At 61.5% G+C, this 21,586-nt stretch carries 19 protein-coding genes; 10 read left to right on the top strand and 9 right to left on the bottom strand.

The features are described 5' to 3' along the window. Positions 1 to 6 precede the first annotated feature (6 nt). Positions 7 to 831, top strand: coding sequence for an alpha/beta hydrolase (locus CN311_RS08735; RefSeq protein ID WP_097572912.1), 825 nt, complete (start codon positions 7 to 9; stop codon positions 829 to 831). Between the two features lie 135 nt (positions 832 to 966). Here the strand turns inward: CN311_RS08735 and CN311_RS08730 are convergent, their stop codons facing one another. The 5 genes from CN311_RS08730 to CN311_RS08710 all read right to left on the bottom strand — a co-directional run bounded on the left by CN311_RS08730 (position 967) and on the right by CN311_RS08710 (position 5,930). Further along, complete coding sequence (locus CN311_RS08730) at positions 967 to 2,166, bottom strand: mandelate racemase/muconate lactonizing enzyme family protein (protein WP_097572911.1); 1,200 nt, start codon at positions 2,164 to 2,166, stop codon at positions 967 to 969. A 9-nt stretch (positions 2,167 to 2,175) separates the two neighbouring features. After that, positions 2,176 to 2,502 (bottom strand): NIPSNAP family protein, encoded by a 327-nt coding sequence (locus tag CN311_RS08725; protein WP_097572910.1) that lies wholly within the window; start codon positions 2,500 to 2,502, stop codon positions 2,176 to 2,178. 101 nt (positions 2,503 to 2,603) lie between these two features. Further along, positions 2,604 to 3,959 (bottom strand): mandelate racemase/muconate lactonizing enzyme family protein, encoded by a 1,356-nt coding sequence (locus CN311_RS08720; protein WP_097572909.1) that lies wholly within the window; start codon positions 3,957 to 3,959, stop codon positions 2,604 to 2,606. Between the two features lie 45 nt (positions 3,960 to 4,004). Next, positions 4,005 to 5,171 (bottom strand): mandelate racemase/muconate lactonizing enzyme family protein, encoded by a 1,167-nt coding sequence (locus CN311_RS08715; protein ID WP_097572908.1) that lies wholly within the window; start codon positions 5,169 to 5,171, stop codon positions 4,005 to 4,007. Positions 5,172 to 5,219: 48 nt separating this feature from the next. Beyond that, positions 5,220 to 5,930 carry a GntR family transcriptional regulator gene (locus CN311_RS08710; protein ID WP_097572907.1) on the bottom strand — a complete coding sequence of 237 codons (711 nt, stop codon included), beginning with the start codon at positions 5,928 to 5,930 and terminating at the stop codon, positions 5,220 to 5,222. A gap of 213 nt (positions 5,931 to 6,143) precedes the next feature. Between CN311_RS08710 and CN311_RS08705 the strand changes: the two genes are divergently transcribed. The 6 genes from CN311_RS08705 to CN311_RS08680 all read left to right on the top strand — a co-directional run bounded on the left by CN311_RS08705 (position 6,144) and on the right by CN311_RS08680 (position 12,725). Then, entirely contained in the window at positions 6,144 to 7,622 is a 1,479-nt protein-coding gene (locus tag CN311_RS08705; RefSeq protein ID WP_097572906.1) for an ABC transporter substrate-binding protein, read from the top strand. Between the two features lie 78 nt (positions 7,623 to 7,700). Next, positions 7,701 to 8,660: a carbohydrate ABC transporter permease gene (locus CN311_RS08700; RefSeq protein WP_097572905.1), complete on the top strand. Its 960-nt coding sequence runs from the start codon at positions 7,701 to 7,703 to the stop codon at positions 8,658 to 8,660. Further along, complete coding sequence (locus CN311_RS08695; RefSeq protein WP_097572904.1) at positions 8,657 to 9,544, top strand: carbohydrate ABC transporter permease; 888 nt, start codon at positions 8,657 to 8,659, stop codon at positions 9,542 to 9,544. The genes CN311_RS08700 and CN311_RS08695 overlap by 4 nt, the downstream gene beginning before the upstream one ends. 124 nt (positions 9,545 to 9,668) lie before the next feature. Then, positions 9,669 to 10,766, top strand: coding sequence for an ABC transporter ATP-binding protein (locus tag CN311_RS08690; RefSeq protein ID WP_097572903.1), 1,098 nt, complete (start codon positions 9,669 to 9,671; stop codon positions 10,764 to 10,766). Positions 10,767 to 10,797: 31 nt separating this feature from the next. Then, entirely contained in the window at positions 10,798 to 11,961 is a 1,164-nt protein-coding gene (locus tag CN311_RS08685; RefSeq protein ID WP_097572902.1) for a mandelate racemase/muconate lactonizing enzyme family protein, read from the top strand. Between the two features lie 23 nt (positions 11,962 to 11,984). Further along, positions 11,985 to 12,725 carry a ribonuclease activity regulator RraA gene (locus CN311_RS08680; RefSeq protein ID WP_097572901.1) on the top strand — a complete coding sequence of 247 codons (741 nt, stop codon included), beginning with the start codon at positions 11,985 to 11,987 and terminating at the stop codon, positions 12,723 to 12,725. Between the two features lie 396 nt (positions 12,726 to 13,121). On the opposite strand, the gene CN311_RS08670 is transcribed toward CN311_RS08680, so the two are convergent. Continuing rightward, positions 13,122 to 13,505 (bottom strand): hypothetical protein, encoded by a 384-nt coding sequence (locus CN311_RS08670; protein WP_133117157.1) that lies wholly within the window; start codon positions 13,503 to 13,505, stop codon positions 13,122 to 13,124. A gap of 340 nt (positions 13,506 to 13,845) precedes the next feature. On the opposite strand from CN311_RS08670, the gene CN311_RS08665 reads away from it, so the two are divergent. Further along, positions 13,846 to 14,190, top strand: coding sequence for a hypothetical protein (locus CN311_RS08665; protein ID WP_165779638.1), 345 nt, complete (start codon positions 13,846 to 13,848; stop codon positions 14,188 to 14,190). A 16-nt stretch (positions 14,191 to 14,206) separates the two neighbouring features. Here the strand turns inward: CN311_RS08665 and ggt are convergent, their stop codons facing one another. The 3 genes from ggt to CN311_RS08650 all read right to left on the bottom strand — a co-directional run bounded on the left by ggt (position 14,207) and on the right by CN311_RS08650 (position 19,522). Then, positions 14,207 to 15,946 (bottom strand): gamma-glutamyltransferase, encoded by a 1,740-nt coding sequence (gene ggt / locus CN311_RS08660; RefSeq protein WP_097572898.1) that lies wholly within the window; start codon positions 15,944 to 15,946, stop codon positions 14,207 to 14,209. A 92-nt stretch (positions 15,947 to 16,038) separates the two neighbouring features. Further along, positions 16,039 to 17,331, bottom strand: coding sequence for an L-rhamnose catabolism isomerase (rhaI, locus tag CN311_RS08655; RefSeq protein WP_097572897.1), 1,293 nt, complete (start codon positions 17,329 to 17,331; stop codon positions 16,039 to 16,041). A gap of 88 nt (positions 17,332 to 17,419) precedes the next feature. Beyond that, the gene (locus CN311_RS08650) at positions 17,420 to 19,522 is read right to left on the bottom strand and encodes a bifunctional rhamnulose-1-phosphate aldolase/short-chain dehydrogenase (RefSeq protein WP_097572896.1); all 2,103 of its coding nucleotides are present in this window, start codon (positions 19,520 to 19,522) and stop codon (positions 17,420 to 17,422) included. 208 nt (positions 19,523 to 19,730) lie between these two features. Between CN311_RS08650 and CN311_RS08645 the strand changes: the two genes are divergently transcribed. Then, on the top strand, positions 19,731 to 20,540 hold the full coding sequence (locus CN311_RS08645) for a DeoR/GlpR family DNA-binding transcription regulator (protein WP_097572933.1): 810 nt from the start codon (positions 19,731 to 19,733) through the stop codon (positions 20,538 to 20,540). A 49-nt stretch (positions 20,541 to 20,589) separates the two neighbouring features. Further along, complete coding sequence (gene rhaS / locus CN311_RS08640) at positions 20,590 to 21,585, top strand: rhamnose ABC transporter substrate-binding protein (protein WP_097572895.1); 996 nt, start codon at positions 20,590 to 20,592, stop codon at positions 21,583 to 21,585. Position 21,586 lies beyond the last annotated feature (1 nt).

The following is a 21,586-nucleotide window of genomic DNA, read 5'->3' as shown; positions in this document are numbered from 1 at the left end:
ACAGCCATGCAAAAAGATCCGTTCCGCATTCGCGATCATGTGGCCGAGTTCGATGAGATCGTCGCCGGGATTGTCCGCCGCAGCGCGGAAACCAGGGCGAAAATCCCCATGCTCGCAAACGTCGCCTACGGTTCCGATACCACCGAAACCGTCGACCTGTTCTTTCCGGAAGGCGACCGCGACCGCCTGCCGGTGCACATGTTCATCCATGGCGGCTACTGGAGGATGTTCTCCAAACGCGACTTTTCCTACGTCGCCGACACGGTGACTCGCGCCGGGGCGATCGCGGTCATCGTCGACTACGCTCTGATGCCTGCCGTGAGGATGGCCACCATCGTCGACCAGGTGCGCCGCGCCAAGCGGTGGGTCCTGGCCAACATCGCCGATCATGGCGGAAACCCGGCGGACCTGACTGTCAGCGGTCATTCGGCAGGGGCACATCTTGCAACGTTTCTGTTCAACAGCGAAAACGCCCCCGCGAATGTGCGGGCAGCTCTTCTACTCGGCGGGCTCTATGATTTGAAACCGCTCCAGAACTCCTTTCTCGCCAACGAGATTGGAATCACCGATGAGGAAGTCGCCATGTTCACACCTCTTGCCTATCGGCATGATCCTCAAACCAAGGCGACGGTTCTGGTCGGAGCCAATGAGACGCCGCCCTTCCATCAGCAGGCAGATCGATTCAAGGAGAACCTGCTGCGGCAGGGTTCGCCGGTAACCTCGCTTGTTCTCACGAACCGCAACCACATGGACAGTGTCAGGGATCTCGGCGTGCCTGGGAGCCAGGCGGGTGATTGCCTGACGAAACTGATTGCCAACGACCGCCGCTAGCCCTGCCTGCCGCGATACCGCCGGCACTCATGGCGGCTCAAACGCAATCTATCGACGTTCGCCAGGGGCAAAGACGCAGCCGGCAATAACGCCTTTGCGCCCAGCGGCCGGGCGCCGGCATCGTAGCCCGCTCAATCAGTCGAAAAACCCCGTGTCCTCCTCCAGCAGATACTTCTTGGCGCCTTGGGCGTCGATGTCGAGGCCGAGCCCGGGGGCTTCGAGCAGATCGATCATCGAATCCTTCACCACCTGCTTGGGCAGGCCAATAACGATGTCGTTCCACCACGGGTCCGAGGCGCTGGGATATTCGAACGCCACGTAATTGGCGGGCAAGGTGGCGCACACATTGATCAGCGCGCCGAGACCGAGCAGGCCGTTCGCGGTGCCGTGCGGCGCCATCAGGATCGAGTGCATATAGGCGTGCTCGGCGACCCATTTGAGCTCGGCTATGCCGCCGATATCGGCAGGATCGGGGCCGATGACGCGTACCGCCTGCGTCTCGATCAGCTCCTTGAAATTGTGCCGCAGGTAGATCTGCTCACCGGTATGGATCGGCGTCGAGGTGGAGGTGGTCAGTTCCCGGTAGGCCTGTGGGTTGACCCACGGCACGTAGTCGCCGGTCAGCATGTCCTCGAGCCACATCAAATTGTACTTTTCGACCGCGCGAGCGAACTTGATCGCATCGGGCAGCATCCAGCCCGGGCCGCAGTCGAGCGCCAGGCTAACCTTGTCGCCCAGCACTTCCTTCATCGCGGCCACACAGTCGAGCATGTGATTGAAACCGCGCTCGCTGATCACGCCCTGATCCATGGCACCGTGATAGCCTGCCTTCTTCTGCGTCACGCCGTAATGGAAGCCCTCGATGGTGTCCTTCATGTTGGAGTGAAATGAGATTCCCTGCTTGATCATGAAGAAGTTCTGCGGCTGCTCCATCATCCATTTCACGTCGGCGGCGTAGTCCTCTGGCCGGTCGCCCGTGCGTTTCTGGCGGATCGAGCCATTATAGACGCGCACCTTGTCGCGCACCTTGCCGCCGAGCAGCTTGTAGGCCGGCACGCCTGCGGCCTTGCCGGCAATGTCCCACAGCGCATGCTCGATAGCGCTGACCGCCGCGCCATAGGGCTTGAAAGAGCCGCGTTGGCGGATCTTCAGCATCACCCGCTCGACGTCGGTCGGATCCTCGCCGATCAGCGCCTCGCGGAAATGCAGCACCCAAGGCTTGAGGTAGGTCTTGGTGAACTCGACCTCGCCCAGGCCATAGAGACCCTCGTCGGTAACGATGCGGACGATGGGGTGTTTGCCGATAACGGCACAGCGCAGGTCTGTGATCTTCATGGCGCAGTCTTATTTCACGGACGAGAAAGCTGTCGGCGTGAGCAGCTGGCTGCTTATATTGGCAACGATCTGCCCGTCGCGCTCAGACTCGTCGCGGGCCCTATGCCACACTGGATCGGTGACGAAAGCCGTCCATTTGGCCTCGCGCTCGGCCAGCGATTCCCAGGCGAGGAAATAGGTGAGGCGATTGTTGTTTTCGCCGATCGCCGTGGTGAAAAACCCGGCTTGGCGGATGCCATGCCTCTCCCAGATGGCCAGCGTTTGTTCGGAAAAGCGCTTGAGCAAAGCCGGCAGCCTGCCCGGCAGGCAGTCATAGATACGCAGTTCGTAGATCATGGTTTCGTCCGTTTCTTTCTTCGCCTCTGCTTTCGAGAGGTCGACACGAATGGTCGGTCGTTGGCCCCGTGAGCCTGGGGATGAGGGCAAGGATGTCTGGGCTAACTCCAGGTCCGGTCCCAGCTATATTCATTGTCCCAATGCTCGGTGGATTGCCATATCCCCGTGACACCCGGTTGCAGGTGCCGCGAGATCACCTCATCGACCACGTCGTCTATGCCCAGCCCCGGCTTGTCCGAAACGGTGATGAAGCCATCCTTGACGAGCGGCTTGGGGAGACCCGTGACGATGTCGTCCCACCAGTCGACATCGGCGGAGTGGTATTCAAGCGCCATGAAGTTCTCGGTCGCGGTCGCCACATGCGCCGCGGCCATTGCGGCGATCGGGCTTTCCGCCATGTGGATCGCCATGGCGACACCGTGGTCCTGCGCCATGTCGCCGATCTTCTTGGTCTCGAGGATGCCGCCGGTGGTCAGCAAGTCCGGATGGATGACCGAGATACCTGAGTTGAGCAGCGGCTCGAAACCTTCCTTGAGGTAGATGTCCTCACCCGTGCAGATCGGCACGGACGTAGCCTGCTGCAACTGCCGATACTGCTCGGTGTACTGCCAGGGGATCACGTCCTCGAGCCAGGCCGGTGCATATTTCTCGATCCGCCGGGCGAGACGGATGCCGTCTTGCAGCGAGATGTGACCGACATGGTCGATGGCGAGCGGGATCTCGTATCCGATCACCTCGCGGACCTCGTGGATATACTGCTCGAGCAGGTCGATACCCTTTTCGGTGAAATGCAGGCCCGTGAACGGGTGCTGCACGTTCTGCGCATCGTAGGCGAGATTGCGCGCCTTGCGCTCCTCGAGCGCGCCGCCACGGCCGCGTGGATTGGTGTGAAACCCTTCGAGCGCGCCGGCGGGCGCGGCCACGGCGCCCGGGACATGGGCGATCTGCATCAAGCCCAGATCCATCTTGAGGAAGGTGAAACCGCGGTTCATGCGCTCCTTGAGGCGCTTTCCGGTTTCGGTGCCGCTCGGTTTTTCGGCGTCGGTGTCGCAATAGACGCGCACATGATCGCGAAACTTGCCGCCGAGCATCTGGTAGATCGGGACGCCATAGGCCTTGCCGGCGAGATCCCACAATGCGATTTCCACCGCGGAGACGCCACCGCCTTGCCGGCCGTGCCCGCCGAACTGCTTGATACGGCGAAACAGGCGATCGATGTCGCAAGGGTTCTCGCCAAGCAGCCGGCTTTTCAGCATCAGCGCGTAGGTGGCGCTGGCGCCGTCGCGCACCTCACCAAGCCCGACGATTCCCTGGTTGGTGTAAATCTTGAGCAGCGCCGAGGTGAACGGCGCGCCGACGATTTCGGCGACCCGCATGTCGGTGATGCGAAGCTCGGACGGCTTGGAGTCCGTGTTCACCCGATTGAGCGCCTCGTCGGCCCCATCCGTTTTTGGCATGATCAGTCCTCGTTCTGGTCAGCTGGGCTCGTGGGCAGGCATAAATTAGCCCAGCTCAATCTCGTGGGCTTGCAGGTACTCGCGATTCATCTCAACGCCGAGACCAGGCTTCGATGTCAGCTTGAGGCTGCCGTCCGAAACGTCGAGCGGTCTGTCGATGAGGTGATCGTATTTGCCAAGGTTCCATTCCGACGTTTCGAGTTTGTAGAAATTGGGAACGGTCATCATCACCTGCGCTCCCGCAACCACGTTGATCGGCCCGGCGGCGTCATGCGGCGAGACCGGGATGTAGTAGGCTTCGCATAGGGCGGAAATCTTCTTGAGTTCGGTAATGCCGCCGGTCCAGGTGACGTCAGGCATGATGTAGTCGGCGAGCTTGTTTTCGAGTACCGGCACGAAATCCCACTTCGTGTGGCCGCGCTCGCCCCACGAGATGGCGGCACTGACCTTTTCTCGCACCTGCTTGAGGGCGTTGAGGCTCTCCGGCGGGCAAGGCTCCTCAAACCAGTCGATCTGGCCGGCTTCCTCAAGGCTCCGACACAGGCGTATGGCGGTGGGAACGTCGAAGCGGCCATGCGCATCGATGAGGATGTCAACATCTGGCCCCGCCGTTTCGCGGATGAGTGCCGTCAGTTCGGCCGCTTCGCGTTCGTCCTTGCGGGTCATGCTGCCATCGAGATAGCCGTCGCGCTGTTCGCGCGACAGGCCATCCGGAGTGCGGCCCTGATGGGGAAAAGGATCGAACTTGAGCGCAGTGTGTCCGGACCCGACGATATCCCTGATCTCAGCGATCACGCCCTCCTTGCTGGTAAACTTGCGCTGGTTGGGATGGGTGTAGAGCGCGATTTCATCGCGGACCGGTCCGCCCAGCAGCTCGTAAATCGGCTTACCGAGAACTTTGCCGCGGATGTCCCAGAGGGCTATATCGATGGCGCTCACGCATTCGACGGCGGCTCCGCGGCTGCCCATGTAGGTGAAGCTGCGGAAAATCTTGTGCCAGAGATGCTCGATACGCGCTGGATCCTCGCCTGTCACGGCGACACCGATCTGCCGCAGGATCGTGCAGAGAGCGCGGTTGGCGAGCCTTGTCGTGGTGGTGATCTCTCCCCAGCCGCTCACCCCCTCGTCGGTCGTCACTTCGACGAACAGATACTCTCCCCAATAGGAAGCATCGGACTTGATCAGCCACGGCCGAATGCTCGTGATTTTCATCTCAACAACCTCTATCTGAATGGTCAGGCTAACGATGTTCCAGATTGACTATCCGGCTCGAGCTGCGTTGCGCGCGCGCATCTGTTCGAGGACATGCCGGCCGGAACCCTCGACATGGCGGGAGATGAGGTCGGCTGCCTCGTCGGCATTTCCCGCCTTTACGTGCGCGATGAGTTCGCGGTGCTCGCGCATGATCGCTGCGCGCCGTGCGAGCGTGAAACTGAAACGCCGGCTCACGGCTCGCAGCACTTCGCGATGCTTCCACCAAAGCTCGGCGGCATGGCGGTTGTAGTGGCGCTGGTACATCACGGTGTGGAAAGCGGTATCCAGTTCACTGTGCCTGACTATGTCGGCGAAGTTGTTCTCTTCGATCAGGCCCTGGAGACGTTCGAGTTCGGCGATGTCCTCGCCCGTAGCCATATTTACAAACCATCGCGTCAGGGCTGGCTCGATCAGCACGCCGATCTCATAGATGTCCCGGACAAAATCCTGGTCTATGGGTCGGACACGCGCCCCACGATTGGCGACAAAGGTGACAAAGCCCTCCCCGCGTAACAGCTGCAGGGCCTCGCGCACGGGGTTGGTCGAGGTGCCATGACGCCGGGCGAGATCGGTGACCACAAGCCGTTCGTTGGCGGCGAGCCGTCCCTCAATGATGTCTTCCCTGATCAGTTCATAAAGCGAGGCGCCTTCGCTGGAGGCCCCGATGGGGTCAATCCCCTCGGGTGGCTCTGCTTTGAAAGCGCTCGTTTCGGCCAAGGCCAGCTCCCCAAATTAATACACACTTTGTTCGATACCACGCACGGTTTCCACAAACAATGTACGATTTATCGCGTTGACATGAAATCTACGATCTGAAAACGTACGAAGCGCTCGAAGGGATACATTGATTGGAAACCGTCCCGCGGTCGACGAGCAAAGACCGCTCGCCTCGATGCAGAGCGGCATGGGAGAGAAACCTGGAGGATACCTATGACGAGGATTACGCTCGGCGGTGCCGTCCTGCGCGGCACTGTCTCGACTGCTTTAGTGGCATCGTTGATGTCCGCACCGGCGCTGGGTGCGGCGCCGGTCGACCTGAGCAAGTGGTCGCCGGAATATGTGCGCTCCATCGCGGGCACACAGGATTTTGACACGGCGGCCGATTGCGCCAAGGTCACCCCGCTCGACTACAAGGGGCGACTGACTTTCTGGTATCAGGGCGTGTTCGAGGGCGACCCCGACCTCCTGCGCCAGTACTACAAGGATTTCTTCGAGACCTTCCGCAAGACGTACCCGAACATCCAGCTCGAGGATCAAGCCCTCACCTATAACGATCTTCTCGACAAGTTCCGCACGGCGCTTCTGGGCAATGCCGCGCCGATGGCGGTCCGGCTGCAAATCCTCGGTGGCACCGAGTTCGCCTCAAAGGGCTATCTGCAGCCGCTGAAGCCCGAGGATGTGGGGTATTCGACCGAGGATTTCTGGCCCGGCGCCATGAAGGCTGTCACATGGGACGGAGTGACCTACGGTATTCCGACCAACAACGAGACGATGGCGTTCATCTGGAACGCCGACATCTTCAAGCGTGCGGGGCTCGATCCGGACAAGGCCCCGGCAACCTGGGACGACGTCATCAAGTATTCCAAACAGATCCACGACAAGCTCGGCATTGCCGGCTACGGCCTCGTGGCCCGCAAGAATGCCGGCAATACGCCGTACCGCTTCATGCCGCAGTTGTGGGCCTATGGCGGCGGCGTCTTCGACGAAGCGACGGCGAACCCGACCTATGAGCAGGTCGAGCTCGATAGCCCGCAGAGCAAGGCGGCGCTGCAAGCCTCGTACGACATGTATGTTCGCGACAAGTCGGTTCCGGTTTCGGCGCTCACCAACCAGCAGGCCGATAACCAGCCCCTGTTCGTCGCCGGCCAGCTCGGCATGATGATCTCGCACCCGTCCGACTACAACGTCATGCTCGACCTGCAGGCGAAGGCGACGGGCGCCGACAAGGAGAAGGCGCAGACCGTCATCGACAATATGCGCTACGGCCTCATTCCGACAGGCCCCGACGGCAAGCGCGCCGTCGTGTTCGGCGGCTCGAACATCCACATCCTGAAGCCCGAATATGTCGAGGGCGGCAAGGTGGACGAGCCGGCTGCAAAGGCGATCATCTGCATGTGGACGAGCCCCGAATGGTCGCTGAAGATGGCGTACGCCGGCTCGAACCCGGGCAACCTTAACGGCTTCAAGACCAAATGGATGAAGGAACGTCTGGACAACATCAAGTTCCTCGACGTCACGACCTCGATGCTGCCATACGGCATCCCGTTCCCCGCGCTGCCGCAGTCCCCCGAGATCATGAACATCATTGTCCCGGACATGCTGCAGAATGCCCTGACCGGGGCGATGACCGTCGACCAGGCAGCCGACGACGCGGCCCAGAAGGTGAAGGACCTGATGGGCGGACTCTAGTCCAAGCCTGACCTGCGATCTTGACCGGCTGCGCCGTTAGCGCGGCCGGTTCGTTCCGAAGAATAGGGGCACGCCACAGTGACGATCGTGACCGGCAAGGCCGAGGCTCGCCGAAGATTGCAATCCGGCTGGTCCGGGGCGCTGCGGAAGATCTGGGAGCATCGCGCGGACTACGCGTACGTGCTGCCTGCGATCGCCGTGATGCTCATCGTCATCGCCTATCCGATCTACTACACGATCGAGCTGTCGTTCTTTAAGACGCCGCCTGGCCTGCAGCTCCGCGACAAGACCTTCATCGGCTTCGACAACTACACGGCCATCCTCACCAGCGGGGTGTTCTGGAAAGTCACCTGGAACACTCTGATCTGGACACTGGGGTCCACTTTCATCGCCTTTGTCCTGGGGTTTGCCACGGCGCTGGCGCTCCACCGCGACTTTATCGGCCGTGGTGTCTTGCGCGCTATCCTGATCATTCCCTGGGTCATCAGCGCGGTCGCCGCTTCCTATATCTGGAAGTGGATCTACCATTCGGACTTCGGGATCATCGGCGCGGTGTTGGTCGGCCTCGGATTGGCCGACCGGCCGCCGAATTTCATCGACAACGTCAGCACGGTGCTGCCCTCCCTGATCGTCGTCAATATCTGGCGCGAGTTTCCGTTTGCCATGATCATGATGATGGCCGGCCTGCAGACAGTGCCCGACCAGTTGCTGCGCGCCGCAAGAGTCGACGGAGCCAGTGCATGGCAGCGCTTCTGGCACGTCACCTTCCCGCACCTGCGTAACGTCTCGGTGGTGACGATCCTGCTGCTCGCAGTGGCCAACTTCAATTCCTTCATCATCCCCTGGATCATGACCGGCGGCGGACCGTCGAACGCATCGCATATCTGGATAACCCATATTTATGAGCTCGCCTTCGGCCGGCAGCGCTGGGGCGTCGCATCAGCCTATTCGGTGCTCCTGTTCCTCATCCTGATGACGCTGGGCTACTTCTACGTCCGTGCGCTGAGCGGCAACGATCGGAAAGAGGGGAGCGCATGAGCACGATTGCCGAGACAACCTCTCGAGGGCAGACCCGTCGCCGCAGCGTCGACGGATGGCAATGGGCGGGACGCGTCTTCCTCCTGTTCATGCTGCTTTACACCGCGTTGCCGATGATCTGGATGCTGATCACCTCGATCAAGTCCGGGTTCGCGGCGACGCAATTCCCGCCGCAATGGTGGCCGGACGAGCCTACGCTTGCCAGCTACCAGAAGCTGCTCGATCCGCAGAACAGCGTCGGCCAGGACTTCCTCCGCTTCTTCTGGAACAGTCTTTTCGTGTCGACCGTCACGACAATCCTTTCGGTGATCGTGGCCGTCCCCGCGGCCTACGCGTTTTCGCGCTTCAGTTTCCCCGGCCGAAACTTCCTGTTCTTCGCCGTGCTGCTGCGCAACATGTTCCCGGCGGTGATCTTTCTCGTGCCGCTCTTCATCCTGATGCGCGCGATCGGCCTGGTAAACACGCATGGCTCGCTGGTTCTCACCTATCTCACCTTCGGGCTGCCGCTGGCGATCTGGCTGCTCAAGGGCTTCTACGACAACATCCCGGTGCAGCTCGAGCAGGCGGCGCGCATCGATGGCGCAACGCGGTTTCAGGCCTTCATTTTGATCGTGATGCCGCTTTCGACGCCGGGGATCATCGCCACCGCGATCTATTCCTTCATCGGCGCGTGGAACGAGTACATCTACGCCTACACCTTTCTCTCCAAGAACGACCAGTTGACCCTGCCGGTCGGCATCCAGCGCTTCTTCTCGGAGAATACGACAGACTTTCCGGGCCTGATGGCGGCCAGCTTCATGATGAGCGTGCCCGTCGTGGTGCTGTTCCTCGTCCTGCAACGATACTTCGTACGCGCCCTTACAGAAGGCGCGGTCAAGCACTAGAGCCGGATGATTTCAGGTCTGTTCGACCTGAAATCTGAATCCGGCTCTAAATCAAAGAGATAGAGCATGACGTCGTCCGAAAACCGCTTCACACTTTTCGGCATCATGGCCTAGGGAGTTGCCAATGGCCCACGTGGTCCTCAAAGATCTCGTCAAGACCTATGGCAGCTTCAAAGCTGTCAACAACGTTTCGCTGACGGTCAATGACGGCGAATTCGTAGCACTCGTCGGTCCTTCAGGCTGCGGCAAGACAACCACGCTCAATCTCGTGGCGGGGCTGACCCCGATCACATCGGGCGATATCGTCATCGGGGAACGGTTGGTCAACGACCTCGACCCCAAGGACCGGGACATCGCGATGGTGTTCCAGAACTACGCGCTCTACCCGCAGAAATCGGTCTACAAGAACCTGGCGTTCCCGCTGCAGATGCGCAAACTGCCCAGGGACGAGATCGACAGGAAGGTCAAGGAAGCGGCGCGGGTGCTCGACATGACGCATCTGCTCGAGCGCAAGCCGCGCGAACTTTCGGGTGGGCAACAGCAGCGCGTGGCCCTGGGCCGCGCCCTCGTTCGCGATCCGGCGGTATTCCTCATGGACGAGCCGCTCTCCAACCTCGACGCCAAACTGCGCGTGCAGATGCGGTCGGAGATCAAGCGCTTCCACCAGGACCTCAAGGCGACGATCATCTATGTGACGCACGATCAGCTTGAAGCCGTGACCATGGCCGACAAGATGGCGGTGATGAACGGCGGCTACCTGCAGCAATACGATTCCCCGGCGCAGGTCTTTGCCCACCCGGTGAACATGTTCGTCGCCAGCTTCATCGGCAGCCCGGCGATGAGCCTTATTCCGCTGGAGGCATCGACGGCAAACGGCAACACCGTGCTGACCAGCGCGGAAGGCTGGAACCTCGAGCTGTCGCAGCACAACGCGCGCAAGGTCCAGGGAGCGACGACCAAGAAGGTGGTGCTCGGTGCGCGACACTCGACGATCAAGCTGCACAAGAGCGCGGCCCCTGGTGCCATTCCGGCCAAGGCCTATACGGTGGAACCAACCGGAGACGTCACCTTCGTGCAGGCGTTCCTCTCCGGCGCCATCGTCAACATCAGCGTGTCCCCCAACGTCGCCGTCGCACCTGACGAGCAGATCTGGCTCGAGTTCGACCAGGAGCGTACGCACCTGTTCGACGGCGAAACTGAAATGGCCCTCAAGGCAGACTGAGACAAGACGGGTTCGTGGGAACGGTGGCTGGATGACCGAGAAGCTGAAGATCACCGCGATCAAGCCCTACCCTGTGTGGGTCGGAACGCGCAACCAGATGCTCGTCAAGGTCGAGACCGACCGGGGCATCTTCGGCTGGGGCGAGAGCGGCATGAGCGGCCGCGAGAAGGCCGTGTCCGGCGCGGTCGAGCATTATCGCGAGTTTCTCATCGGCCGCGACCCGATGCAGATCGGGCGGATCTGGCAGGAGGTCTATCGCAGCCAGTACTTCGAAGGCGGGCGCGTTCTGCAGGCGGCGATTTCCGCCATCGACATCGCGCTGCACGACATCAAGGGCAAGGCGCTGGGGGTGCCGGTCTACGAGCTGCTCGGCGGCAAGCAGCGCGACCGCATCCCCACCTTCGCCTCGACCGGAGACGAGGCCGAGGGCGATGCCGCCATCGAACGAGCCCGCGAGCTGTGCGCACAGGGTTGGCAGGCGATCCGCTTCTTTCCCGTCGGGCAAAGCAGCAAGGACATCTTCGAGCCGCGCGAGTCGATCGGCGCCACCGCGAACATGCTGAACAAGGCGCGGGAAGCGCTCGGCGACGACGTCGTCCTCGGCATCGACTATCATCACCGGCTGTCCGTGGCAGAGGCGGCGAGCTTCTGCAACAAGCTTCGCCGCGGCGTGCTTGATTTCCTCGAGGAGCCGATACGTGACGAGACGCCGGAAGCCTACGAATCCCTGCGTACGATGACCGACATTCCTTTTGCCATCGGCGAGGAATTCGCCAGCAAGTGGCAGTTCCTGCCCTACATCGAGCGCGGCATCCATCAGTTCAACCGGCTCGATATTTGCAATGTCGGCGGGTTCACCGAGGCGATGAAAGTCGCCGGCTGGAGCGAGGCGCACTATGTCGACCTGATGCCGCACAATCCCCTTGGTCCAGTGTGCACGGCCGCGACCGTGCATCTCGCCGCCGCGGTTCCGAACTTCGCCTGGCTGGAGACCAGGGTGCCCGAAAGAAAGCTGGGCTTTGACAATTCCGACTTCTTCCCCGTGCAACCACGGCTCGACGGCCCCGATTATCCGGTCAGCGATCTGCCGGGGCTCGGCGTCGAGGTCAACGAAGAGGCGGTCCAGGCGGAGAGCTTTCGTTTTTGGGAAGCGCCTCACCTCAAGCGCCGCGATGGTTCTGTTACGAACTGGTAGTTCCTTTTCAACCGGAGTCCACGATGACACATGCTCCCGACATTACGCGGCCACCTAAAGACCTGATCGACGCGCTAAGGGAGATCGGCGCCGCGACAGTTGCCGGCACGCTTGGCCACATGGGCTTTCGCAATCCGCACATGGTCGGTCCGGTGGCGCAGAACCACGGCAAGTCGATCGTCGGGCCGGCGCTGACGCTGCAGTTCCTGCCGCAGCGGCCGGATCTCTTCACCGAGGGAGAATATGCCGATCCGGAGACGCAACTGCACCGGCACGTTCTCTACCACGCGCAGGAGGGCGATGTGGTCGTGGTCGACGCGCGTGGCGACATGAGCTCGGGCGTCTTCGGCGATATGATGTCGACGTATTTCAAGGGCAGAGGCGGCGCGGGCATCGTCATCGACGGGTGCATGCGCGACCGGCCCAATGTCGAAAAGCTCGATCTGCCCTTGTGGCTGCGCGGCTGGACGCCAAACTATCATGTGCAGACCAGCATCTATCCGAACGCCGTCAACGTTCCGATTGCCTGCGGCGGTGTCACGGTGATCCCCGGCGACATCATCGTCGCCGACGACGACGGGGTGGTGGTGCTCCCCGTCGCGATGGCCCCGAAGGTGATCGAAGAATCACAGAAACATCATGATTGGGAGGAGTTCTCGCGAGAGAGGCTAATGCAGGGCGCGCCGTTGCAACGCTATTATCCGCTGCATGACGATGCCCGCGGGGAGTACGAGGAGTGGCGGAAAGCCAATCCCAAATCTTGACGGGACGCCAATCGTGTCTTCCATACGACGACTTTCGGCGAAACTTCGCTGGCTGTCGCGAGTCGTCAGTTGCCATATGCGTGGTGCCGATAAATTTTTTCCCACGCGAAACGTTTGGCTCAGTTGCCGCGTATCTATCTGGAGGGAGTCCAGATGGTTATTCTAAGCTGGCTTGGCGTGCTGATAATTCTGTATGCGGTGACGAACGTTCCGCTGCCGTCGACGAATGAGTACCGATGTCGAACGTCGGCGCGCGTACCCGATCCGAAGAACAGACATCTCCAGCGATTTGGAATTCTGCTCGCGCTGGGGAATGGGATTCTTCTTTTCGGGCTTTTTGGCGCGGAAGGACTGTAGGCCCGGCCGGCAAACTCGACCTCGCAAGCTTTCGCAACCCTACGACCACACAGACAAGACACCAAGCGCGAGCCCGATGACGCCGAGGATGAAAGAGACTATAGCGATATGCGCTGGAACGCGTGTCGCTGGATCCGTTGCGCTCCAATACCATCGAAGCTTTCCGAACCAGATACGGCGAAGTTCGAATTCATAGGTTTCGCCGGGAAGAACCCGCAGGTCATCACGGACATCGACGTCGATGTTGACGATGCCCGGCTCGTCATTCCCCCTGATGGCAACTATGGCGCTGCGGCCATTGACCTCGATCGAAACGATGTCGTGACGTGAAATGCCTTTAGGCCTGTCAGCATGATTGATCCGTAAAATGTCACGGCCAATATCGCCAGGGGCCGCCTTTCCAACCATCAGCCTGATCGTCATGCTGCGCCCGCTGTCGCTGACCCCGCGCCCTCTTTCCGACACATGACGCAGGTCTGGAATTAGCTATCGCTAATGCGGCGAAAATCCGAGCGGCGGTGATTCAAATCCGCCTCTGGCACCATTTTTCTTCCACGAATGCACTGCGTTCTGCGGCAGCTCAAACTGGCGATTCCAGCGGGACAAGTCGCCTGGAGTAACGGGACAATCGAAGCATGGATCAAAAAACGGTGGCAAGCCGCCGCCAGAAGGTGTTGAAGACGGTGCCGATCGCATTCAGCACGGCGCGACCCGGTTGCGCTCGGCGAGGCTTGATGATTTGTTGCCACCATATGGAGTGCGAATGATGCGAGAGCCTGCCGGCCAAGACGAATATGGGTCGACCAACCCCTTCGACCCGGATGAGTTTTCGACGTTGAACACGATGGGGCCGGCTGTCGGCAGCAACGACTTCGAGAAATACGCTGTCGCCGTGATCATCGTGTTCGGCGCCCTCATCATCGGCGGGTTGATGGCCGCGGCGATGGCCTTCGGTCACCGCAACGGCTTCCTTTTCGCGCTTGGCGGCGCAACGGCGGCCTGGATATCCGGCAACGCGCTTTTGCTCGACCGGCCCCGCATCTACGCCCTGTTCGTCGGCATCGCGGCTCTGATGCTGGTCGCGTCCACGCTGACGCTGGTCCTCTGATTCGGCTGCAGGAAATTCAGTACCCAATAGCCTCGCCGGACGCGGCGCGGCTGTCGATGGCGCCGTTGTAGCGGGCGCCGCCGCCCTTTTCGATTTCCGCCAGGCTCTTGCCGCCGACCAGGATGCCGGCCGCCTGGCCCCAGGTCGTATCGCTGATATCGAGATGATAACCCATGCCGGCAAGCAGTTTTTCGGTATCCGGCGACAGGCCGAAGGGTTCGACATAGACCGTGTCCGGCAGCCACTGGTGGTGGATGCGCGGCGCGTCGACCGCTTCCTGGATGTTCATGCCGTGATCGACGACGTTGACGATCGCCTCCAGCGTGATGGTGATGATGCGCGAACCGCCAGGGCTGCCGATGACCATGAACGGCTTGCCGTCCTTGGCGACCACGGTTGGGCTCATTGAAGACAACGGCGTCTTTCTCGGCTGGATGGCGTTGGCCTCGCCCTGGACGAGACCATAGAGGTTGGGCACGCCCGGCTTCTGGGTGAAATCGTCCATCTCGTTGTTGAGCAGGATGCCGGTGCCGTCGGCAACGACGCCGGCGCCGAAGGAGCCGTTTAGCGTATAGGTGACCGCCACGGCATTGCCGTCATTGTCGATGATCGAATAGTGCGTCGTCTCCTTGCTCTCGCCAAAACCCTTCGGCATCAGGTCTTGCGAGACGCCGGCCCGGAACGGGTCGATCTTGTCGCGTATGTCCTTGGCGTAGTTCTTGTCCAGCAGCTTTGCGACCGGGTTGTCGACGAAGTCGGGATCGCCGAGCGCCGAGTTGCGGTCGACATAGGCATGACGCATCGCCTCGACCATGACATGGACCGTCTCGGCCGAACCGGCGCCGAGATAGGACAGGGGATAGCCTTCCAGCACGTTGAGGATCTCGCAGATGATGACGCCGCCCGAACTCGGCGGCGGCGAGGAAATGATCTCGTAGCCGCGATAGTTGCAGGTCACCGGCTTGAGTTCGCGCACCGCATATTGCTCGAAGTCGGCCTTGGCCAGGATGCCGCCCTTGGCGCCGCTCGCCTTGACGATGGCGTCGGCGATCGGGCCCTTGTAGAAGGCGTCAGGTCCCTGCTCCGAAATGGCTGAGAGCGAGGCGGCAAGATCCGGCTGGATGAGCCTTTCGCCCATGGCATAAGGCTTGCCGTCCGGCTTCAGGAAAATCGCGGCGGCCGCCGGATCCTTCGCCAATCGTTCGGCGCCGCCCTGGAAAGAGGCGGCGTCTCCCTGATTGAGGACGAACCCGTCCTTGGCATAGGCAATCGCTGGCGCCATCAGTTCCTGCCTGGACAAGGTGCCGTATTTCTCGCGCGCCATTTCAAAGCCGGCGACAGAACCCGGCACGCCGACCGCGAGATAGCCGTCCAGGCTGGCGCCCTTCACCGGCTTGCCGTCCTTGTCGAGATACATGGTTTTCGTCGCGGCCAGCGGCGCCCGCTCGCGAAAATCGAGGAAGGTTGAACGGCCGTCCTTCAGGCGGATGGTCATGAAGCCACCACCGCCGATATTGCCAGCGTTGGGATAGACCACGGCCAGCGCATAGCCGACGGCGACTGCCGCATCCACCGCATTGCCGCCTTTCTTCAGCACCTCGATGCCGACTTCCGACGCCAGGTGCTGGGCCGTCACCACCATGCCGTGCTCGCCCTTGGCCGGCTGCGGCGAGGCGGCGAAGGCCGCGACCGTTGGTGCAAAGGCGAAGGTGATGGAAAGACTGGCGGCGATCAGGGTGCGGCGGGTGAGATGCATGGCGGTGCTCCGAGCGAGGTGGACACCCTAGAAGACCCGGCCAAGGCGATCGAGTCCACTGCCAATCAGAGGCCCCTCGATCAAATTAGAGTTCAAACAATGCCACCGCCGCCGCTGGCGACCGCCGGCCGTTCGGCCGCGACCTTCGCGCGGTAGCCGGCGGCCCGGTAGGCCGCGACCGGATCGATTGCGCCGCCTGTCTTCAGCCGCGCCATGGCGAGAATCGGTTCGACATCGGTGCGGTAGGCCACTTTCAGCGTCTGAGTCGCCATCAGCGCGTCGTTGGTGTCCTGAAAGCCTGCGAGCGCCTCGCGATCAATCAGCAGCGCCTGTGCATAGGCACGCTGCACCTCGACCGCCGACAGCATCAGGCTTTCGATCGGATCGGTGACGTTGTGGCTCTGGTCGAGCATGTGAGCCGGATCAAAACCTTCGGCGCCAGAAAGCTCGGCGTCGACCAGTTCGTTGAAGACCAGGAACAGCCGGTAGGGATCGATCGAGCCGGCGTCGAGATCGTCGTCGCCATATTTGGAATCGTTGAAATGGAAACCGCCGAGTTTTTCGAACTGGATCAGCCGCGACACGATCATCTCGATGTTGACGTTTGGCGCATGATGGCCGAGGTCGACCAGGCAGAATGCCTTGTCGCCGAGTTCGGTGGCGATCATGTAGTTGGTGCCCCAATCCTGCACGACGGTGGAATAGAAAGCCGGTTCGTACATCTTGTGCTCGGTGAACAGCTTCCAGTCGTCCGGTAGACCGGCATAGATTTCCTTCATGGCGTCGAGATAGCGCTCGAACGCTTTGGCGAAGCTGACCTGGCCGGGAAAGTTGGAGCCGTCGCCGATCCATACCGTCAATGCCCTGGAGCCCAGCGTCTTGCCGATCTCGATGCATTCGAGATTGTGCTCGACGGCCTGGCGGCGCGTTGCGGCATCGGCATGCGACAGCGAGCCGAACTTGTAGGAGAGCTGCTGGTCCCTGGCATCCGAGAAGGTGTTGGAATTCATGGCGTCGAAGCCGAGGCCGAAGCGGGAGGCCGCCTGCTTCAGCCGGTTCGGGTCGGCCTTGTCCCAGGGGATGTGCAGCGAGACGGTGGGGGTCGCCCGCGTCAATTGCTGGATGACGGCGCAGTCCTCGATCTTGTCGAAGATGTCGCGCGGTTCGCCGGCACCGGGGAAGCGGGCAAAGCGAGTACCGCCGGTGCCGACGCCCCAGGACGGGATGGCGACCGCGAATTTCTCGACCTTGTCGCGGATGGCGTCGATGGCGACGCCGCGCCGGTCGAGCCGCTCACCGAGCGAGGCGTAATCACGCTCGAGATCGGCCTTGCGCGCCGCGTTGTCCTTCTCGACGACATCGGCGGAGATGATGGTTTCGGACACTGCAATTCCTCCCGGTACTCGTTCGGCTGGCGCCGCCCCTCATCCGCCCCTCGGGCACCTTCTCCCCGTAGAACGGGGGAAGGTAGGCTTATCGCGTAAAGCTCTGGGCGTTGCCCGCGTCGACATTGATGATGTTGCCGGTCGACTTGGCCGACATGTCCGAGGCGAAGAAATAGATCGCTTCGGCGATGTCCTCGGGGAACACCGAGCGCTTCAGCATGGAACGCGAACGGTAGTGCTCCTCGAGGTCGTCGGTCGACATCTTGTAGGCGGCGGCGCGCTGTTCCTTCCATTCGCCGGTCCAGATCTTCGAACCGCGCAGCACCGCATCCGGATTGACGACATTGACCCGGATCTGCGCTTCCGCGCCCTCCAGCGCCAGGCACCGCGCCAGATGGATCTCGGCGGCCTTGGCCGTGCAATAAGCGGCGGCGTTGGGCGATGCGGCAAGGCCGTTCTTGGAGGCGACGAAGACGATGTTGCCGCCGATCTTCTGGGCGCGGAACAGCCGGAAGGCTTCGCGCGACACCAGGAAATAGCCGGTCGACAAAATGTCCATGTTCTTGTTCCACAGCGCCAGCGTCGTTTCCTCGATCGGCGCCGCGGAGGCCAGGCCGGCATTGGAGACCAGAATGTCAATGCCACCAAACTCGACCGAAGTCTCGGCAAAGCCCGAGATGACCTGGTCCTCCGAGGTGACGTTGATCAGCACCGGCCGGACGAAATCCTTGCCGTAGGCCTTGGCAAGCTCGTCATTGGCGCTGGCAAGCGCGGTCTCGTCGATGTCGGCCAGTACAACGCAGGCGCCTTCGCGCAGAAGCCTGTTGGCGGTGGCGCGGCCGATACCGCCGGCGCCACCGGTGACCAGTGCGATCTGGCCGGCCAGTGCCTTCGGCCTCGGCAGCCGCTGCAGCTTTGCTTCCTCGAGCAGCCAGTATTCGATGTCGAAGGCCTCCTGATCGGGCAGGCCGACATAGGAAGACACCGTCGAGGCGCCGCGCATGACGTTGATGGCGTTGACATAGAACTCGCCCGATATGCGCGCCGTCGCCTTGTCGCCGGCAAAGGTGAACATGCCGACGCCGGGCATCAGGTAGACCACCGCATTGGGATCGCGCACCGGTGGCGAATCCGCATGCTTGCACTTGTCATAATAGGCCTGGTAGCCGAGGCGATAGGCGGCCACATCATCGGCAAGACGCGCGATGACGGCATCGACATCGGGATTGGCCGGATCGAATTCGATGACCAGCGGCCGGATCTTGGTGCGCAGGAAATGGTCCGGGCAGGAGGTGCCGAGTGCAGCCAGCGGCCGCAGATCCCTGGAATTGACGAATTCAAGCACGGCAGGCGAATCATCGAAATGGCCGAGTTTGTGGCTCTTTTCCGAGATCAAACCGCGGATCCTCGGCATCAGCTTCGCGGCGACAGTGCGACGCGCCGTGGCATCGAGCGATTTGACGACTTCGCCGCCGAAGATCGCGACTCCTTCGGACCGGCGCTCGAACCACGCAATCGCCTGGTTGATCACCGAGATCGTCGTCTCGTAGCACTCCTTCGGCGTGTCGCCCCAGGTGAACAGGCCATGGCTTGCCAGCACGACACCCTTGGCCCCGGGGTTTTCGAGGCAAAACTTCTCCAGCCACAGGCCAAGCTCGAAGCCAGGCCGCTTCCACGGCAGCCAGCCGATGGCGTCGCCGAAAATCTCCCTGGTCAGCGCCTGCGAATCCTTGGCAGCGGCAATGGCGATGATGGCGTCGGGATGCATATGATCGACGCAAGGTTTTGGCACGAAAGCGTGCAGCGGCGTGTCGATCGAGGCCGCGCGCGGATTGAGGTTGAAGGTGCAGTGCGGCAGATAGCCGACCATCTCGTCCTCATGGTCGAGGCCGCGATAGAGGCCCTTCAGCGCCCTGAGCTTGTCCATGTAGAGCGTGGCGAAGCCGTCAAGCTTGATCGAGGCGCTGTCGCCGCCTGAGCCCTTGACCCAGAGCACTTCCACGCTCTCGCCGGTCAGAGGATCCTTCTGCCATATCTTGGACGAGGTGTTGCCGCCGCCATAATTGGTGACGCGCTTGTCTGAACCGAGCACGTTGGAGCGATAGACGAGAAGCTCCGGATCGCTCATCCCCAGGGCTTTCGCATCATCCCACAGATTGGCGAGGCGCGTGCCGGAGCGCTTGTCGAGCATTAGAATATCCTCCCGTGAGACACGCAACGATGCGGTCGATTGCCACCGCATGGCGGGTCAGCTTTGGCCGAATGTCCACGGAAGCATCGACATTGTCAATCACAAACGATCAATATCGATCATATTGCACTGCACAATGAAATTATGTGATCGGAAATGATTGACACTGCGCGTTTTGGGTGCCTAGATGATCAGGCAGGGAGGAACCATGCACGAGAAAGAGCGCCACAGGATCATTCTGTCCGCCGTCCAGGAAAAGCCTGTGGTGACAGTGCAGGAGATGGTCGACCTGACGGACTCCTCCGAGGCCACGATCCGGCGCGACATCGCCGCACTCCACGTCCAGAAGCGCCTGCGCCGCGTGCGTGGCGGCGCCGAGGCGATTTCGCCGCCGCAGTTCATCGGCCTTGCCGGCCGGCCCTTTTCCGTCAACGAAACGCTCAATGCCGCACAGAAGCGGGCGATCGCACGCGAAGCCGTCGAACTCTGCAAGGACGGCGAGCCGATCATCATCAATGGCGGCACAACCACCTTCCAGATGGTGCATTTCCTGACCGGCCGCCGCATGCCGATCTTCACCAACTCCTTCCCGATCGCCGAGCATCTGCTCAAGCACTCGAAGAACACAGTGATGCTGTCGGGCGGCACCATCTACCGCGAGCAGAACATCATCCTGTCGCCCTTCGACAATGACGTGACGCGCAATTTCTATGCGCGCCGCATGTTCATGGGCGCGCAGGGTCTGGGGCCGCTCGGCTTGATGGAGGGCGACCCCCTCCTGATCCAGGCGGAGCAGAAGCTGATCGACCAGGCCGACGAACTGGTGGTGCTGGTCGATTCCTCGAAATTCCGCAAGCGCTCGAGCCTGATCCTGTGCGGCCTGTCGCGCATCGCCACCGTCATCACCGACGACGGTATCGAGGACCGCGAGGCCAAGATGCTGGAGACCGCGGGGGTGGCGCTGATCGTCGCCCGCAAGACGGCAAGCAATAAGGAAGAATCTTCACTGCAGGCCTGAGACAACCCGCAGCGACGATGGAATGCAAACGCTCAAGGGAGGAAATTCGATGAGCTTTCTGAAGAAATTGATGGTTACGGCGGCGTTTTCGGCCGCCATGTTCGTGAATGCCGCCTATGCCGAGAACGTCAAGATCGCGCTGGTGGTGAAGTCGCTCGGCAACGGCTTCTTCGACGCCGCCAACAAGGGCGCCGAAGAGGCGGCCAAGGAACTGGGCGATGTCGACATCATCTATACCGGCCCGACCAAGGCGACCGCCGAAGCGCAGATCGAAGTGGTCAATTCGCTGATCGCCCAGAAGGTCAACGCCATCGCCATTTCGGCCAATGACGCCGATGCACTGGTGCCGGCGCTGAAGAAGGCGATGGATCGCGGCATCACCGTGATCTCGTGGGATTCGGGCGTGGCGCCCGAAGGCCGCCAGCTTCACCTCAACCCGTCCGACACCGGCCTGATCGGCGAGACCATCATCAAGCTCGCCGCCGACTATCTGCCGGAAGGCGGCGATGTCGCCATCCTGTCGGCCTCGTCCACCGCGACCAACCAGAACGCCTGGATCGACGCGGCAAAGAAAATCCTGCCGGAGAAGTTCCCCAAGATCAATCTCGTCGCCACCGTCTATGGCGATGACGATTCGGCCAAGAGCACCGACGAGGCCAAGGGCCTGTTGAAGTCCTACCCGAACCTCAAGGCGATCATCGCACCGACCACGGTCGGCGTCGTTGCCGCCGCCCAGGTGGTGACCGACGAGAACCTGATCGGCAAGGTCAATGTGACCGGACTGGCGCTGCCGTCGGAGTTCAAGAAGTTCATCGACAATGGCGCCAGCCAGGCGGTGGCGCTGTGGAACCCGATCGATCTCGGCTACTCGGCCGTCTACCTCGCCCATGACCTGGCGGTGAAGAAGGAAGAGGCCAAGCCGGGCGCGACACTGTCGATCGGCCGCGTCGGCAAGGTGACGCTCGACGACACCAACTCGGCTGCGATGGCTCCGCCCTTCCAGTTCGACAAGAGCAACATCGAGAAGTTCTCCAAGATCTATTGAT

This window comes from Mesorhizobium sanjuanii (assembly GCF_002529485.1).
Classification (GTDB): Bacteria; Pseudomonadota; Alphaproteobacteria; order Rhizobiales; family Rhizobiaceae; genus Mesorhizobium; species Mesorhizobium sanjuanii.
This window is presented reverse-complemented; position numbering and strand designations above follow the sequence as displayed.

Bases quoted from the DNA above. Each gene is read 5' to 3' on its own strand.
- CN311_RS08735 (WP_097572912.1), top strand. From the start codon at position 7: ATGCAAAAAGATCCGTTCCGCATTCGCGATCATGTGGCCGAGTTCGAT.
- CN311_RS08730 (WP_097572911.1), bottom strand. From the start codon at position 2,166: ATGAAGATCACAGACCTGCGCTGTGCCGTTATCGGCAAACACCCCATC.
- CN311_RS08725 (WP_097572910.1), bottom strand. From the start codon at position 2,502: ATGATCTACGAACTGCGTATCTATGACTGCCTGCCGGGCAGGCTGCCG.
- CN311_RS08720 (WP_097572909.1), bottom strand. From the start codon at position 3,959: ATGCCAAAAACGGATGGGGCCGACGAGGCGCTCAATCGGGTGAACACG.
- CN311_RS08715 (WP_097572908.1), bottom strand. From the start codon at position 5,171: ATGAAAATCACGAGCATTCGGCCGTGGCTGATCAAGTCCGATGCTTCC.
- CN311_RS08705 (WP_097572906.1), top strand. From the start codon at position 6,144: ATGACGAGGATTACGCTCGGCGGTGCCGTCCTGCGCGGCACTGTCTCG.
- CN311_RS08695 (WP_097572904.1), top strand. From the start codon at position 8,657: ATGAGCACGATTGCCGAGACAACCTCTCGAGGGCAGACCCGTCGCCGC.
- CN311_RS08690 (WP_097572903.1), top strand. From the start codon at position 9,669: ATGGCCCACGTGGTCCTCAAAGATCTCGTCAAGACCTATGGCAGCTTC.
- CN311_RS08685 (WP_097572902.1), top strand. From the start codon at position 10,798: ATGACCGAGAAGCTGAAGATCACCGCGATCAAGCCCTACCCTGTGTGG.
- CN311_RS08680 (WP_097572901.1), top strand. From the start codon at position 11,985: ATGACACATGCTCCCGACATTACGCGGCCACCTAAAGACCTGATCGAC.
- CN311_RS08670 (WP_133117157.1), bottom strand. From the start codon at position 13,505: ATGACGATCAGGCTGATGGTTGGAAAGGCGGCCCCTGGCGATATTGGC.
- CN311_RS08665 (WP_165779638.1), top strand. From the start codon at position 13,846: ATGATGCGAGAGCCTGCCGGCCAAGACGAATATGGGTCGACCAACCCC.
- ggt (WP_097572898.1), bottom strand. From the start codon at position 15,946: ATGCATCTCACCCGCCGCACCCTGATCGCCGCCAGTCTTTCCATCACC.
- CN311_RS08650 (WP_097572896.1), bottom strand. From the start codon at position 19,522: ATGCTCGACAAGCGCTCCGGCACGCGCCTCGCCAATCTGTGGGATGAT.
- CN311_RS08645 (WP_097572933.1), top strand. From the start codon at position 19,731: ATGCACGAGAAAGAGCGCCACAGGATCATTCTGTCCGCCGTCCAGGAA.
- rhaS (WP_097572895.1), top strand. From the start codon at position 20,590: ATGAGCTTTCTGAAGAAATTGATGGTTACGGCGGCGTTTTCGGCCGCC.